15 protein-coding genes are annotated in these 15,116 nt (G+C 67.8%); 12 read left to right on the top strand and 3 right to left on the bottom strand.

The window, feature by feature from the left end; all coding sequences use genetic code 11:
• Window positions 1-44: 44 nt before the first annotated feature.
• The 4 genes from rpoZ to recG all read left to right on the top strand — a co-directional run bounded on the left by rpoZ (window position 45) and on the right by recG (window position 5,187).
• Window positions 45-335, top strand: coding sequence for a DNA-directed RNA polymerase subunit omega (gene rpoZ, locus ACQKIE_RS06115; RefSeq protein ID WP_072323734.1), 291 nt, complete (start codon window positions 45-47; stop codon window positions 333-335).
• A gap of 112 nt (window positions 336-447) precedes the next feature.
• Window positions 448-2,628: a RelA/SpoT family protein gene (locus tag ACQKIE_RS06110; RefSeq protein WP_427456892.1), complete on the top strand. Its 2,181-nt coding sequence runs from the start codon at window positions 448-450 to the stop codon at window positions 2,626-2,628.
• Between the two features lie 41 nt (window positions 2,629-2,669).
• On the top strand, window positions 2,670-3,053 hold the full coding sequence (locus ACQKIE_RS06105) for a RidA family protein (protein WP_427456890.1): 384 nt from the start codon (window positions 2,670-2,672) through the stop codon (window positions 3,051-3,053).
• Window positions 3,054-3,069: 16 nt separating this feature from the next.
• Window positions 3,070-5,187: an ATP-dependent DNA helicase RecG gene (gene recG / locus ACQKIE_RS06100; protein ID WP_427456888.1), complete on the top strand. Its 2,118-nt coding sequence runs from the start codon at window positions 3,070-3,072 to the stop codon at window positions 5,185-5,187.
• A gap of 20 nt (window positions 5,188-5,207) precedes the next feature.
• Here recG and ACQKIE_RS06095 read toward each other — a convergent pair whose 3' ends face one another.
• Entirely contained in the window at window positions 5,208-6,200 is a 993-nt protein-coding gene (locus tag ACQKIE_RS06095) for a mitochondrial fission ELM1 family protein (protein WP_427456886.1), read from the bottom strand.
• Between the two features lie 98 nt (window positions 6,201-6,298).
• Between ACQKIE_RS06095 and ACQKIE_RS06090 the strand changes: the two genes are divergently transcribed.
• The 6 genes from ACQKIE_RS06090 to ACQKIE_RS06065 all read left to right on the top strand — a co-directional run bounded on the left by ACQKIE_RS06090 (window position 6,299) and on the right by ACQKIE_RS06065 (window position 11,137).
• Window positions 6,299-6,892: a malonic semialdehyde reductase gene (locus tag ACQKIE_RS06090; protein WP_427456884.1), complete on the top strand. Its 594-nt coding sequence runs from the start codon at window positions 6,299-6,301 to the stop codon at window positions 6,890-6,892.
• A gap of 75 nt (window positions 6,893-6,967) precedes the next feature.
• A complete protein-coding gene (locus tag ACQKIE_RS06085) occupies window positions 6,968-7,558 on the top strand; it encodes a YceI family protein (RefSeq protein WP_427456882.1) in 591 nt (196 codons plus the stop codon).
• A gap of 108 nt (window positions 7,559-7,666) precedes the next feature.
• Complete coding sequence (locus ACQKIE_RS06080; protein WP_427456880.1) at window positions 7,667-7,873, top strand: zinc-finger domain-containing protein; 207 nt, start codon at window positions 7,667-7,669, stop codon at window positions 7,871-7,873.
• Between the two features lie 60 nt (window positions 7,874-7,933).
• Entirely contained in the window at window positions 7,934-9,073 is a 1,140-nt protein-coding gene (locus ACQKIE_RS06075) for a glycosyltransferase (RefSeq protein ID WP_427456878.1), read from the top strand.
• Window positions 9,070-10,353 (top strand): O-antigen ligase family protein, encoded by a 1,284-nt coding sequence (locus ACQKIE_RS06070; protein WP_427456876.1) that lies wholly within the window; start codon window positions 9,070-9,072, stop codon window positions 10,351-10,353. The genes ACQKIE_RS06075 and ACQKIE_RS06070 overlap by 4 nt, the downstream gene beginning before the upstream one ends.
• Entirely contained in the window at window positions 10,346-11,137 is a 792-nt protein-coding gene (locus ACQKIE_RS06065; protein ID WP_427456874.1) for a glycosyltransferase family 2 protein, read from the top strand. The genes ACQKIE_RS06070 and ACQKIE_RS06065 overlap by 8 nt, the downstream gene beginning before the upstream one ends.
• Here ACQKIE_RS06065 and ACQKIE_RS06060 read toward each other — a convergent pair.
• Complete coding sequence (locus ACQKIE_RS06060) at window positions 11,084-11,998, bottom strand: VirK/YbjX family protein (protein WP_427456872.1); 915 nt, start codon at window positions 11,996-11,998, stop codon at window positions 11,084-11,086. The two genes, ACQKIE_RS06065 and ACQKIE_RS06060, sit on opposite strands and share 54 nt — an antisense overlap.
• 105 nt (window positions 11,999-12,103) lie before the next feature.
• On the opposite strand from ACQKIE_RS06060, the gene ACQKIE_RS06055 reads away from it, so the two are divergent.
• Complete coding sequence (locus ACQKIE_RS06055) at window positions 12,104-12,736, top strand: REP-associated tyrosine transposase (protein WP_427456870.1); 633 nt, start codon at window positions 12,104-12,106, stop codon at window positions 12,734-12,736.
• 112 nt (window positions 12,737-12,848) lie between these two features.
• Here the strand turns inward: ACQKIE_RS06055 and lpxL are convergent, their stop codons facing one another.
• Window positions 12,849-13,766: an LpxL/LpxP family Kdo(2)-lipid IV(A) lauroyl/palmitoleoyl acyltransferase gene (gene lpxL / locus ACQKIE_RS06050; RefSeq protein ID WP_427456868.1), complete on the bottom strand. Its 918-nt coding sequence runs from the start codon at window positions 13,764-13,766 to the stop codon at window positions 12,849-12,851.
• Window positions 13,767-13,846: 80 nt separating this feature from the next.
• Between lpxL and waaA the strand changes: the two genes are divergently transcribed.
• Complete coding sequence (waaA, locus tag ACQKIE_RS06045; protein WP_427458387.1) at window positions 13,847-15,112, top strand: lipid IV(A) 3-deoxy-D-manno-octulosonic acid transferase; 1,266 nt, start codon at window positions 13,847-13,849, stop codon at window positions 15,110-15,112.
• Window positions 15,113-15,116 lie beyond the last annotated feature (4 nt).

Here is a 15,116-nt window from a genome sequence, read left to right as displayed (position 1 = left end):
GTACACTGCTCACCCAGAAGTGTCTTTGATGTCAAGGATTTGAAATGGCCCGTATTACCGTCGAAGACTGCCTCGAGGTAGTCGACAACCGCTTTGAGCTCGTGCTCATGGCGACCAAGCGCGCCCGCCAGCTGTCCAAGGGTGCCGAACCGACCCTCGATCCGAGCAACGACAAGCCGACCGTGCTTGCCCTGCGCGAAATCGCCGATCGCCGCGTCAACGACGAGATGATCGACGAGATCGACCGCGCCGCGCGCGAGCGTGCCGAGCGTGAAGCCCTCGAGTGGGCCGCCACGGAAGTGGACGACGACCTCTCGAAGGGTGGGGATGACTGATGACGCCGGGTCGCTGTCGGCCCTGCAATCATCCGGATCCTGCGCACGTTGATGCGCGGCCCCTGAAGCCGCGCGCGGGAGGCTCCGTCGCCTGAAGGCGGAAGGTTCCTCCATGAACGTCATACCTGCGAAAAAACTGACCGACGTGGTCGATGACCGACCGGTGCCTCCGTATGTGCAGGCGCTCGAAGAGCGCGTGGCTGCGTACCTGCCGCATGAGCAGGTCATGCGCATCCGCCGCGCCTTCCTCGTCGGTGCCGCCGCGCACGAGGGCCAGACCCGCAAGTCGGGTGAGCCCTACATCACCCACCCGGTGGCCGTGGCCCACGTGCTCGCCGAGCTGGGCCTGGACGCCGAGACGATCATCGCGGCCATCCTGCACGACACGCTGGAGGACACCCGGCTGGAGCGTGCCGAGCTCGCCGGTGCCTTCGGCGAAACCGTGGCCGAGCTGGTCGACGGCGTCACCAAGCTGGACAAGATGCGCTTCTCCAGTCGCGCCGAGGCCGACGCGGAGAGTTTCCGGAAGATGCTGCTGGCGATGGCGCGCGACCTGCGCGTCATCCTCATCAAGCTCTCCGATCGCCTGCACAACATGCGCACGCTGGGGGCGAAGGATGCCCCGTCGCGCCGGCGTATCGCTCGCGAGACGCTGGAAATCTACGCGCCGATCGCCCAGCGCCTGGGCATGAACAAGTTCAAGGCCGAGCTGCAGGACCTCGGCTTCAAGGCCCTGTATCCCGACCGCCACCGGATCATCGGCGAGCGCATCCGTGCCGCCCTCGGCAATCGCCGCGAGGCCATGGCGAAGATCGAGATGGCCCTCGAGGGCCGCCTCGCCGCCGAGAAGATTCCCGGCCGCGCCGTCAGCCGCATCAAGTCGGCATGGAGCATCTATTCGAAGATGCGCAACGAGCACAAGTCGTTCGCGCAGCTGATGGATGTGTACGGTTTCCGCGTCATCACCGATTCCGCGATGCACTGCTACATGGCGCTTGGCGCGGTGCATGGCCTCTACAAGCCGGTGGACGGACGTTTCAAGGATTTCATCGCCATTCCCAAGGGCAATGGCTACCAGTCGCTGCACACGGTGCTGCTCGGGCCCTTCGGGGCGCCCATCGAGATCCAGATCCGCACCTCGGAAATGGAATCGGTGGCGGAGCGCGGCGTGGCGGCGCATTGGGCGTACAAGAGCGATTCCGGTCCGGCCAACAGCGCACAGGCGCGTGCGCGCGAATGGCTTTCCGCGCTGGCCGACAGCCAAGCGAACACGCCATCGGCGTCGGAGTTCCTCGAGAACGTCAAGATCGACCTGTTCCCGGACGAGGTGTACCTGTTCACGCCTCGTGGCGACATCTTCTCCCTGCCGCGCAACGCGACGGCGCTCGATTTCGCGTACGCCGTGCATACCGACGTCGGCGACCACGCCGTGGCGGCGCGCGTCGACAAGAAGCTCGTGCCGCTGCGCACGCGCCTCGTGTCCGGACAGCAGGTGGAGATCATTACCGCGCCCTCCGCCGTGCCGAATCCCGCATGGCTCGAGGCCGTGGTCACCGGCAAGGCGCGCACGGCCATCCGTCAGTACCTCAAGCACCTGCAGCACGAGGACGCCGTCGACTTCGGTCACCGCATGCTCGATCGCGCGCTGGATGCCCGCGGCCTCAGCCTCGACGCGGTGCCCGCGGCCACGCTCGACCGCTTCCTTGAAGAATCCAAGCTGAAGCGCCTCGAGGAACTGTTGTCCGAGATCGCCTTGGGCAATCGTTTCGCCGACCAGATCGCGGCGCAGCTCGTCGCGCTCCTCGGGCCGCGGGAAGAGCGCGCGGCGCAACCAGCCGAGCACGCCGCGGAAAAGATCCGCATCAGCGGCGCCGAGCGCGGCGTGCTCAGCTTCGGCAATTGCTGCCACCCGCTGCCTGGCGACGAAATCATCGGTTTCCTGTCCTCGGGCAAGGGCATCGTGGTGCACCGGGTGGAATGCCTGAACGTGGCGGAGTTCCGCAAGACGCCGGAACGCATCGTGGCCATCGAGTGGGATCGCGATGTGACGGGCGATTACCGTGCCGAACTGCGCATCGAGGTGCTCAATCGGCCGGGCGTCCTCGCCACCGTCGCGGCGGCCATCGCCGATGCCGGCTCGAACATCGAGAACGTGGAATACATCGAGCGAGACAGCACCGCGGCCACGCTCCTTTTCGCCATCGAGGTGAAGGATCGCAAGCACCTCGCCGACGTCATGCGCCGCGTTCGCCGCACCGGTGTCGTCAGCGGCGTCTACCGCCACCCGTTGTAGGTCTCCTATAAACTGTCCCGATACCCCATCGAGGACAGCCCATGAGCCGCAGCACCATCGCCACCGACAAGGCACCTTCCGCCATCGGCCCGTATTCGCAGGCCGTGCGTGCCGGCAACACGGTGTATTTCTCCGGCCAGATTCCGCTCGATCCCGCGACCGGCAACCTCGTGGAAGGCGACATCACCGCGCAGACGCGCCGCGTGTTCGACAACCTCGTGGCCGTGGCCGATGCCGCCGGCGGGAAGCTCTCCGACATCGTGCGCGTGGGCATCTACGTGACCGACCTCGGCAACTTCGCCGCCGTGAACGCCGTCATGGCGGAGTACTTCCAGCAGCCATATCCGGCGCGCTCGACCATCGAGGTGTCCGGTCTTCCGAAGGGCGCCCAGGTCGAAGTCGACGCGATCCTCGTCCTGCCCTGAGGTTGCAGCGATCCCCGTGGCCGGCAGCCGCACGCCCGCACCCGCAGTCATCCCGACGGATCCGGGGCGCGCGCCGCTGACGTCGCTCGGCGGCGTGGGGCCCGCGCTCGCGGAGACGCTGGGTCGCCTCGGCCTGCGCACCGTGCAGGACCTGTGGTTCCACCTGCCGCTGCGCTACGAGGACCGCACCCGCGTGCTGCCGCTCGCCGACCTGCGCCCGGGCGACCGCGGCCAGGTCGAAGGCATCGTCGACTTCGTCGAACGCGGGTTCCGCTTCCGGCCCCAGCTGAAGGTCGTCATCGGCGACGAGTCCGGTGGTGTCCTGTTGCTGCGCTTCTTCCACTTCCGCAAGGCGCAGGTCGACCAACTTGCCAAGGGCACGCGCCTGCTCTGCTTCGGCGAGGTGCGTCAGGGGCCGCAGGGCCTCGAGATGGTCCATCCGCAGTACCAGCGGATCGAGGCCGATGAGCCCGTCGTGGTGGACGAGCGTCTGACGCCCGTCTACCCGACGACGGAAGGGCTGGGTCCGCGCCGGCTGGCCGGCGTGGTGTCGCGCGCGTTGGCGCACTTGCCCGCCGACGATCGGCTGGAACTCATCCCGGACGGCGTGCCGCTCCCGCCGGGCCTCACGTCGCTGCGCGACGCGCTGCTCTACGTGCACCGGCCGCCGCCGGAAGTGGACCTGCGCCAACTCGGCGAAGGCCGTCATCCGGCTCAGAAGCGCCTCGCTTTCGAGGAACTGCTGACCCAGCACCTCACGCTTCGGCGCATGCGCGCCGCGGTGAAGAAGCGCAAGGCCCCGGCGCTCAAGAGTGCCGGCACGCTGCACGATCGCCTGCTGGCCGCGCTGCCGTTCGCGTTGACCGGTGCGCAGGCGCGCGTGTCCAGCGACGTAGCGCGCGACCTCGCGCGGCCCCATCCCATGTTGCGCCTCGTGCAAGGCGATGTCGGCAGCGGCAAGACCGTGGTCGCCGCGCTTGCCGCCGTCGCCGCGGTGGAAAGCGGGTACCAAGTGGCCTTGATGGCGCCGACGGAACTGCTCGCCGAGCAGCACCTTCGCAACTTTCGCGCGTGGCTCGAGCCGCTTGGCCTAGTTGTCGAGTGGCTGGCGGGCAAGGTGCAGGGCAGGGCGCGCAAGAGTGCCCTCGGCCATGCGGCGGATGGCAGCGCGCACGTCGTGGTCGGCACGCACGCGCTCATGCAGGAAGGCGTGGCATTCGCGCGCCTCGGCCTGGTGATCGTGGACGAGCAGCACCGCTTCGGCGTGCACCAGCGCCTGGCCCTGCGCGACAAAGGCGCCGAGGGCGATCTCATTCCGCACCAGCTGGTGCTTACCGCCACGCCCATCCCGCGCACGCTCGCCATGAGTGCCTACGCGGACCTCGATGTGTCCTCGATCGACGAATTGCCGCCGGGACGCACGCCCGTGCAGACGGTGGCGCTCTCCAACGAGCGCCGCTACGACGTCATGGAACGCATCCACGCGGCGTGCATGCAGGGCCGCCAGGTGTACTGGGTATGCACGCTGATCGAGGAGTCCGAACAACTCGATGCGCAGGCCGCCGAAGTGGCGCATGCGGAACTCACGACGGCGTTGCCCGATCTCGCGGTGGGGCTTATCCATGGCCGCATGAAGCCCAAGGAAAAGCAGGCGATCATGGATGCGTTCAAGTCCGGCGAACTCGCCGTGCTCGTCGCGACCACCGTCATCGAGGTCGGCGTGGACGTGCCCAATGCCAGCCTCATGGTCATTGAAAACAGCGAGCGCCTCGGGCTCGCCCAGCTGCACCAGTTGCGCGGACGCGTCGGGCGCGGTGCCATCGCGTCCAACTGCGTGCTCCTTTACCAGACGCCGTTGTCGCGCCTGGCGAAGGAACGGTTGCAGGTCATGCGGGAAACCAACGACGGGTTCCGCATCGCGGAGAAGGACCTCGAACTGCGCGGCCCCGGCGAAGTCCTCGGCACACGCCAGACCGGCCAACTGCAGTTCCGCATAGCCGACCTCGCGCGCGACGCGCACCTCATGCCCGACGTGCAGCGCGTGGCCGAAGCGATGATGAAGCACCATCCCGAACGCTGCGAGCACCTGATCGCCCGCTGGGTCGGCGACGCCGCCCGCTACGTCGACGCCTGAGCGGTTTCGCGACCCACCGCCTAAAGCAAGCCGAGGTGCCGTTTCACTTCCGCGGCGATCGCCGCCGTCTCGCGAAGAGGAACCTGCTCCGCCGGCGTCACGGCATCCACATCGTGCAGCAGCCCTGCCGAGCGCAGTTCCGTGTGAAACCGCGCCAGCTTCCCTGGCAACGGAGCCGACACGACCGTATGTACCGGCCGTCCCGTCGCGCACGCCTCCGAAAGCATGTTCACCGAATCGGGTGTCACGACGAGCCGATCCGCCCAGCCGAGGATGCCGGGATAGGGGTTCGGGCCATCGGTGCTCCCCGTCCAGACCACCCCGGGCAGATCGGCGAAGGCATCGCGGATGCGGGGCAGGGCCGCCGCGGGCGTTCGCCGTGAGGCAGCGACGAGTACGGAGCCGCCGTCCGCCGCGTGTCGCGCACAGACGGCGGCGAGGAAGCCCTCGCTCGCCGGTGCGTCGAACGGCGCGCCGTGGCGCGCGCCGCCGACGAGGACCCCCAGCCGGGGTCCCGGCAGCAGGGCGAATTGGGCGAAGGCGTCACGACCGTCGGCGAGCCATGCATCGTCGATGGGATGCAGCGAGCCCAAGGGATTGAGCACGTTGTCGCCGCGCAGGCCATCGTGCCGCGGCGCCACCACCAGGTCCCAGTGTGCCGGGTCGATGCGCGGGTCGAGGATCTGCACCGTGAGGGCGGCGCCGGCCGACCAGCGGCGGATGTGCCGCGTGGCCCAGGCCGCCTGGCGCCCGCATCCGATCGCGAGTTTTGGCCAGGGAGGCAGCAGGGTTTCCTCGTCGCGGCCGAGCGCCAGCCTTGCTCCCGGCAGGAGCCGGGGCGCGAACCACGACCAGGGCGCGCGGAGGTCCACGACGATCTCCCGGATCGACGGGGTCAGGGCTTCCGCCAGGGCCAGCGCCTGCCGCCGGTTGCCCGCGGCACCATCCGTCAGGACCCAGCACGACTCCCGGGGCAGCGCGCCGATGGACTCGATTGTTGTCGATTTCGGCACAGTTCGTTCCTTGTTCGACCGGCCACGGGGGCATGGTGACGCTTACACTGTGTGAATGCCGGGATCGCCCTGGCGCACCTCACTGTACAAGGATACCTATGAGCGCCCCGTTGACCGATGCCGCCCTCGACCAGCTCTTCCTCACCGCGCGAACCTACAACGCGTGGCTTCCGAAGGAAGTGACCGACGAGCAGGTCCGCCGCATCTACGACCTCGCGAAGATGGGTCCCACCTCGGCCAACATGTCGCCCATGCGCCTCCGCTTCATCAAGTCGCCGGACGCCAAGGCGCGCCTCAAGCCGTTCCTGAGCGAAGGCAACGCCGAGAAGACCATGGCAGCGCCGGTCACCGCCATCGTCGCCACCGACTTCGACTTCTACGAGCACCTGCCGAAGCTCTTCCCGCACGCCGACGCGCGCAGCTGGTTTGCCGGCAAGCCCGAAGCCATCAAGGAGCACGGGGCCCGTAATGGCACCTTGCAGGGCGCCTACCTGATCATGGCCGCCCGTTCGCTGGGCCTGGACTGCGGGCCGATGACGGGCTTCGACTTCGCCGGCGTCGACGCGGAGTTCTTCGCCGGTACGCAGATCAAGGCGAATTTCCTGGTAAATATCGGCTACGGCGATCCCGGCACGAACATGTTCGGCCGCCTGCCGCGCTTCGAATTCGACGAAGTCGCCGAGATCCTCTGATTCCTTTCCCGCGGTGGCCGCCCCCGGTCCCGCTTGTTGTCTGGCAGTTCCCACTTTCACCGCAGGAGATCCACCATGCGCATCCTTCGTTATGTCGCCCTCGCGGGCCTGCTCGCCACCGCCGGCACCGCCGTCGCCGCCCCGGTGACCTACAAGCTCGACCCGGGCCATACGATGGTCCTGTTCAGCTGGAACCATTTTGGCTTCTCGAACCCGAGTGCCAACCTCGGCCAGGTCGACGGCACGCTCGTCTATGACGAAAAGGATCCCTCCAAGGCCACCGTCGAGGCGACCCTGCCGATGGCCGGCCTCGACACCTTCGTGCCCAAGCTCGACGAGCACCTGAAGTCGGCCGACTTCCTCGACGCCGCCAAGTACCCCAACGTGACCTTCAAGAGCACCAAGGTGACCCCGGCCGGCAAGGGCAAGCTGAAGGTCGTCGGCGACCTCACGGTGCACGGCGTGACCAAGCCGGTGACGCTCGACGTGACCCTGAACAAGGTCGGCCCGCATCCGATGATGAAGATGCAGACGATCGGTTTCGACGCCACCACCACCCTCAAGCGTTCGGATTTCGGCGTGGGCGCCTACGTGCCCAACGTCTCCGACGAGATCAAGGTCCGCATCACCAGCGAGGCCCACGACGCCGCTGCCGAAAAGAAGTAAGCCGCCCCCTTCCTGGTGGGCCACGAAACCCGCGCCGGCAACGGCGCGGGTTTCCTTTTTTGCTACCATCGCTGCTCCCTGTTTCACCGCATCGCCCGGAGTTTCCCCATGCGCCCCAATCCCGCGGCCGCGCCGCTGATCCCGGCGAACGCCGAAAACCGCTATGACGTCACGCGGGCCGACCTCCCGCTGTCCTGCCCGATGCCGGGGATGTACCTCTGGAACTCGCACCCGAGGGTCTACCTGCCCATCGAGGACGACGGCGGCACGTCGAAGTGTTCCTATTGCGGCGCGGTTTACGTACTGAAAGACTGATCGGCCTCAGGGGCATGCTTCCTGCATGTCCTGCGTACCTCCCTCCCATCGGACCGACCCATGGCCACCGTCTCCGCCAACCGGACGATGACCGTTGTACAACTGATCCCCGCCCTTCACTCGGGCGGCGCCGAGCGTTCGACCCTGGAAATCGGTCGCGCCCTGGTCGAGGCTGGCCACCGCTCCATCGTCGTGTCCGCCGGCGGGCGCATGGTCGAGCAGTTGGAGGCGGAGGGCAGCGTGCACGTCACGCTTCCCATCGGCAGGAAATCCTTCGGCACGCTGTTCACCGTGGGCAAGCTGCGCAACCTTCTGCGCGAGCTGCAGCCGGACATCGTGCACGCCCGCTCGCGCCTTCCCGCGTGGATCGGCTGGTGGGCCATGCGCGGCATGAAGCCCCGGCCGCACTTCGTCACCACCGTCCATGGCCTGAACACGCCGGGACGCTATAGCGCGATCCTCATGCGCGGCGAGCGGGTGATCGTGGTCTCGCAGACCCTGCGCGACTACGTGCTCCGGCATTACCCCGACGACGTCGATACGGCACGCATCACGGTGATCCCACGCGGCATCGACACCGACGCGTTCCCTTACGGCTATCGCCCCGACGACACCTGGCAGCGAGCCTTCTTCGAGCAGTACCCGCAACTGGCGGGCGCGCCGCTGCTCACCTTGCCGGGCCGGGGCACGCGGCTGAAGGGCCACGCCGACGCCATCGAACTGATCGCCGACCTCGCCCAACGCGACATCGACGCGCGCCTGCTCCTGCTTGGGGCGGACGAGCCGGGGCGTGAAGCCTACATCGCGGAATTGCGCGCCCTGGTCCACCAGCGTGGATTGGACGACAAGGTGGTGATCACCCCGCAGCGCGCGGATGTGCGCGATGTCTACGCGATGTCCGCCCTGATCCTCCAGCTGTCGCGACGCCCGGAGTCCTTCGGGCGTACGGTGGTCGAGGCGTTGGCCCTGTGCCGGCCGGTCATGGGTTACGCGCACGGCGGTGTCGGCGAACTGTTGGCGGAGCTGTATCCCGCGGGGCGCGTGCCGCTGGGCGATCGCGAGAAGCTGGTCGAGCGCGCGGCGGAACTGCTGCGCTTCGCGCCGCCGATCCCGCCGCCGCGCAGCTACCGGCTGGCGGATATGCAATCCGCCACGCTGGCGCTCTACGCCGAGGTGGTGCAAGGCGTGCCCGCGGCGTGAGCGGGCGCAGCCCCGGCGCGGCGATCCGGGCGGGCCTTGCCTCGCCGCTGCTTCCGATCTGGCTGGTCCCGGCGTTACTGCCCCTCGGCCGTAGCGCCGAGCTGGGCGTCTTCCTGGCGCTGGTGGGGAGCATCCTGCTCCTCGTGCGGGAACCCGCGTCCCTGCGACACCACCCCGGCGCCCGTCTTTTCCTCTGGTTGTTCGCCGCGTACGCGGGCGCGGCGCTCATATCGGCCGTCGACGCGGTCGCGCCGGGGAAGAGCTGGGGCACGGTGGCTGGGATCCTCCGTTTCGCACCGCTCGGCGTGTACACCTGTTTCGCCATGCGTCGGCCCGGCAAGGTCCGCGCGCTGTACGTGGCAACCGCCGCGGTGATTGCCGTCTGGGTCGCCGACGCCTGGGTCCAGGCGGTGACCGGCTACGGCCTCGCCGGGGCATCCGATCCGGAGCGGTTGTCGGGCATCTTCGGCGCGACGAACCTGAAACTCGGACCGGCGCTTTCCGCCCTGTCCCCCTTCCTGCTCTGGGCGGCCCGCGAGCGCTGGGGTCGCCGTGGGCTGGTGGTGGCGTTCCTGCTGGCGCTCGGGCCGGTGCTGCTTTCCGGATCGCGCGCCTCCTGGCTTTGCTACGCGCTCGTGGCCGTCGCCTTCCTGTGGCGCGAGGCCGGGTCGGTCCGTCGCTTCGCCGCCGCGTGCCTCGGCGCCGGGTTGGTCGTGGCGGTGGCCGCAACGCTCGCCTGGCAGGTCTCGCCGCGCTTCCGCGATCGTGTGGCGCACACGGCACCGGCGCTCTCCGGTACGTCCGCGGGCGTGGACTCGGCGCTCACGGGGCGACTCGACATCTGGACGACGGCGGCGCGCCTCTATGCGGCGCATCCCGTCAACGGCGTCGGCGTGCGCGGCTTCCGCGTGGCTTATCCGTCGGTCGCGTCGCCGGACGACCACTTCCTCACGATGGAAGCGTGCGGGGAAGGTGAGGGGGCATGCCATGCGCACCAGGTGCTGCTCGAGGTGGCGACGGAAACCGGCACGATCGGGTTGCTCGCGTGGCTCGCGGCTGTCGTGCTCGCCGTTCGCACGTGGTGGCGAGCCGGTCCCGTCGCGCGCGCGCGGGCCTTTCCGGCGACCGTGGCCCTCGTGGCGATCCTGTTCCCCCTGAACACGCATATGGCCTTCTATTCGGCCTGGTGGGGGTTGCTCTCGGCGTGGCTGTTCGCAGTATGGGTCGCCGCCCTGTTCGCCGACCTTCCCGACGACGCGGGGGGCCGGCGAGGTGCGTGAGCCGCTGTCCGTCGTCGTCACCACGTTCGACAATGCCGCGACCCTCGGCGCCTGCCTTGCTTCCGTCGCCTTCGCGGACGACATCGTTGTCCTCGATTCCGGATCGAGCGACGCCACCCGGGACATCGCCATCCAACACGGCGCGCGTGTCGAGGTGCAGCCGTTCGCCGGGTATAGCGCGCAGAAACAGGCGGCCATCGATCGTGCGCGGCATCGCTGGGTACTACTGCTGGACTCCGACGAGGCGCTTACGACAACGGCTGCCGAGCACATTCGCCGGGTGCTGGAGGCGCCGGATGCCGCCGGCTACGTCCTGCTCCGCCGCGAATGGGTGTTCTGGCGCTGGCAGCCCGATCGCGCGCGGCTCAACCACTATGTTCGGCTGTTCGACAGGACGCGGGCGCGGATGAGCGGGCACGAGGTACACGAGAGCGTCGTTGTCGACGGCCCCGTGCACCGACTCGATGCCATCATCGACCATTACGGCGAACGTGACATCGAAGGCCGCGTCGACAAGGCCAATCGCTATTCCTCGCTACAGGTGCGCGACCGGCATACGCGCGTGCCGCGCTTCCTTCGGCTGCGCATGGTCTTCTATCCCGCTATCGCCTTCGCCCGCTACTACTTCTGGCGTGGTCATTGGCGCGGGGGCTGGGCGGGCTTCGTCGCGGCCCGCGTGCACGCGTTCTATGCGTTCCTGAAATACGCCAAGCTCTACGAGCTTCGCCACTCAGGCGGCGAGCGCCACCGCCGTCCGTTCGAAACCGAACGTCGCGACGAGTAACTCGCAGGCCTCACTGCGCAGCGCTTCGCGCCGGCGGAATTCGGCGCGCCGCTTGCTTTCGATCTCCGAGGCGCAGCGCACGGGCTCGCGCGGCGGAAGCTCGTAGAAGCCGTCGTCACCCAGGACGCCGCCGGCTTCCATCCAGAACGCATCGTAGTCGGCCTTGACCTTGTCGGGGATGCCGGCGAAGACATGGGCGGCATTGCCGATGCCAGCGACACGCTCGATATCGAGTGCCTCGGCCAGTGCGCGGATCATCGACAGGAGGAGGTTCTTCGGTCGCAGGCCGTGGCACTGGCGCGTGAGATCGCGCACCACCTCGCGCCCGGCGTCCTTGGAGGCGCCTTGCAGGCATCCGATGACCATGGCCTGGCCGCCACCGATGATCGTAATGGTGGCGCAGGAGATCTGCAGGCCATTCGCGTCCATGAGCAAGAGACCGATTTCGCCTTCGCGACTGCGACGAAAAGGGGCCTTCAGGAAGAGCGAGAGATGGTCGCCGTCACGCAAGCGCAGTTTGCCGATAAGCAGCTGGCGCTCGCGATAGAGCATGTGGAACAGCGATCGCGGGAAGCGGGCGAGGGCGAAGTCGTAGTGGTCGCGCAAAGCCTGCAATCGTTGCTGCCTGCTCCACGTGAGGTTGATGTAACGGTACTGATAGCGCTCAGGCAACACGCGATCGATCGACGCGATACCGGCCATCGGTGCCGACTCGAGGAAGGCAAGCCAGGCATCGTGCTGGCGCCAGCGCGCAATACAGCGACCGATGTAGGTAAGCGTGGCACTAAGGCCACGCCCGCGTGTGCTGTGCGAGCCGACACGCCCGCTCAACGAGCGTACAAAACGCAGAATGGATGACATGGGAAGATCCGTTTCGTGACCACGACGCACGTTCTACGCGCGTCCATTTTCCGGAGGCTTTCAGCATGACATCATCCCTCTCGCGGTTCTGTCAGCGTTCGGCATATGGAAAGATCAGCGAAAGCCGAACGGTTCGAAAAACCGGTTCGCGCGCCAGCGCGCTTCCCACAACATGGTGAGCGCCGTTGCCATCTGCTGTGGGAAGCGCGCTGGCGCGCGAACGAGCTTACGGCGCCCTTTCATCCGAGCCCGAATCCACTTTCCCGATCATTCTCGATGCTCGACCCTGCATCGGTGCCAATCCGATTTCACAGCCACGCGTTTCGTTCCGGTCGGGTGTCGCTGCCAGGTCACGTTTATCTCGTTACGACGACCACGGCGTCGCGCCTTCCTCTGTTCAGGGATCACGACAAGGCGAGAGTGGTGGCCCGGATATGCCACGCAGCAAACACATGGCCGCGCTCTGCATGTCTGGCCTGGGTGCTGATGCCCGATCATTGGCATGGCCTCATCGAACTCGGCGATGAACCGCTGTCTCGCGCGATGTCCCGGTTCAAAGGCATCGCCTCGCGCGAACTCGGAACGCCCGGGTTATGGCAAAAGGGATTTCACGACCGGGCGCTGAGGGCGGGTGACGATATCAAGCGTGCTGCTCGTTACGTCGTCGCGAATCCGGTGCGGGCCGGGTTGGCGGGAGCGGTGCTGGAGTATCCGTACTGGGATGCGGTCTGGTTGTGATTCGCTCCGGCCGTTCGCGCGCCAGCGCGCTTCCCACACCACGAACACGTAACGCCATCTGCTGTGGGAAGCGCGCTGGCGCGCGAACGGCCAGGGCGAACGCTCCCGTGATTCAATAAACCTTCGGCTCGCCCGGTGGACGCGTCTTGAAGCGCTTGTGCACCCAGAGGTATTGCTCGGGGGCCTCGCGGACCATCTGCTCGATCTGCGCGTTCACGCGTGCCGTGTCTAGTGCGGCGTCCTTGCTGGGGAAGGCTTCCATTGGCGCGCCCAGGCGCATGGCATAGCCGGCGTCGCCGGGCAGTCGGCGATGGTAGAAGGGAATGACCAGCGCGCCGGAGAGTCGTGCGAGGTGGTGAGTGGCGGTGATCGTCGCGGCCTGCACGCCGAAGAACGGCACGAAGACATTGTCCTTGCTGCGCATGTCCTGGTCAGGCGCGTACCACAGCGTGCCGCCGGACTTCAGGTATTTGACCGTGCCGCGGATGTCGTCTTTCTCGAACATCGCGGACGCGTAGTGCAGGCGCGAACGCAGGACCGCGAACTCGAACACGTCCGAGTCCATCCGCCGGTACATGCCCGCGATGCGGATGCGCTGCGACACCAGGCGGGCGCACAGCTCCAGGTGGGAAAAGTGCCCGCCGACGAGGAGGACGCCACGCCCGGCCTTGCGCGCCGTCTCGAGGTGCTCGAGCCCTTCGACGGTGACGGGCACGTTGGCGATGGCGCGATCCGAGCCCATCCAGCCCAGCGCGAATTCGGCCAGCATCATGCCCACGTCGCAAAGGTTAGCGCGCACCAGGGCCGCCTGCGCTGCCGCATCGAGCTCGGGGAAGCACAGGGCGATGTTGGTCGCCGCGACGCGCCGCCGCTCGGGATTGAGGTGCAGGGCCAGGCGACCCGCCAGACGCCCCAGGCGCATCAGGAGGCGGAACGGCAGGTGGGCGATGAGCCAGATGAAGGCGACACCCAGCCACGCCGGCCAGTGGCGGGGCGCGAGCAGGGCACGCGTGAGTTGGGGACGGGGCATACCGGGCATGGCCGGGCATTGTAGCGAATGGGGGCGGCTATACTGCCGGGCTATCGGCAATACCTGGGATACGCGTGCTCCTGCGCCTGCTCTACAACTTCGCCATGTACCTGTTCACGCCGCTGGTGATGCTTCGCCTGATGGCGCGCGGCATGCGCTATGGCGATTACCACGTGCGCTGGCGCGAGCGCTTCGGCCGGTTCCGCGAGCCCCGTCTGGCGGGCTGCCTTTGGGTGCACGCGGTGTCGGTGGGCGAAGTGAACGCCGCCGAGCCGCTGGTGAAGGCCCTGATGGAGGCCTACCCGCGCGCGCCCATGCTGGTCACCACCGTGACCCCGACCGGCTCCGAGCGCGTGCGCCAGCTGTTCGGCGACAGCGTGCACAGCGTTTACCTGCCCTACGACCTGCCGTTCGCGGTCAAGCGCTTCCTGCGCAACACGCGGCCGCGACTGGCCGTCATCGTCGAGACGGAGATCTGGCCGAACCTCTACTTCGCGTGCCGCCGTCACGGCATTCCCCTGCTCATCGCGAACGCGCGCCTCTCGGAACGTTCGCTGCGCGGCTACGCGCGCATGAGTTCGCTGGTGAAGCGCGCACTGCGCTGCGTGAGCCACATCGCCGCGCAATCGCGCACCGACGCCGCGCGCTACCGCCTGCTCGGAGCCGAGCCGAGCCAGCTCACGGTGGCCGGCAACCTCAAGTTCGACATGCCTGTGCCGCAGGCGGCGCTCGAAGCCGGCACGGCGATGCGCGAAGCCTGGGGCACGGGTCGCCCCGTCTGGATCGCGGCCAGCACGCACGAGGGCGAGGAGATGTGCGTCCTCGAGGCCCACCTCGACGTGATGCGTCGCCTGCCCGACGCCCTCCTGCTCATCGCGCCCCGCCACCCGGAACGCTTCAAGGCCGTGGAAGCGGCCGTGCGGAGCCTCGGGTTCAACGTCGCCACGCGCAGCGCCGACGGCGCGCCCGGGCACGCCACGCAGTGTTTCGTGATCGACTCCATGGGCGAGCTGTTGCGCTTTTTCGCCTCGGCCGATGTCGCTTTCGTCGGCGGCAGCCTCGTGCCCATCGGCGGCCACAACGTGCTCGAGCCGGCCGCGCTGTGCAAGCCTGTCCTGGTCGGCCCGCACACGTTCAATTTCGAGGAAATCACCCAGGCCCTGCTCGACGAAGGCGGCGGTCAGCGCGTCGCTGACCAGCATGATCTCGGCGAGCAGGTGCTTTCGCTCCTTCGCGACCGGGAACGGCGCGAGGCGATGGGCACCCGCGCCCGTCACGTGTTCGACAGCGAGCGCGGATCGGTGGGCAAGGTGATGGAGCTGGTCGACCGGCTGTTGCAGGAATAGGCAA

The sequence above is a fragment of the Luteibacter sp. NPDC031894 genome, assembly GCF_050273135.1.
Lineage (GTDB): Bacteria > Pseudomonadota > Gammaproteobacteria > Xanthomonadales > Rhodanobacteraceae > Luteibacter.
This window is presented reverse-complemented; position numbering and strand designations above follow the sequence as displayed.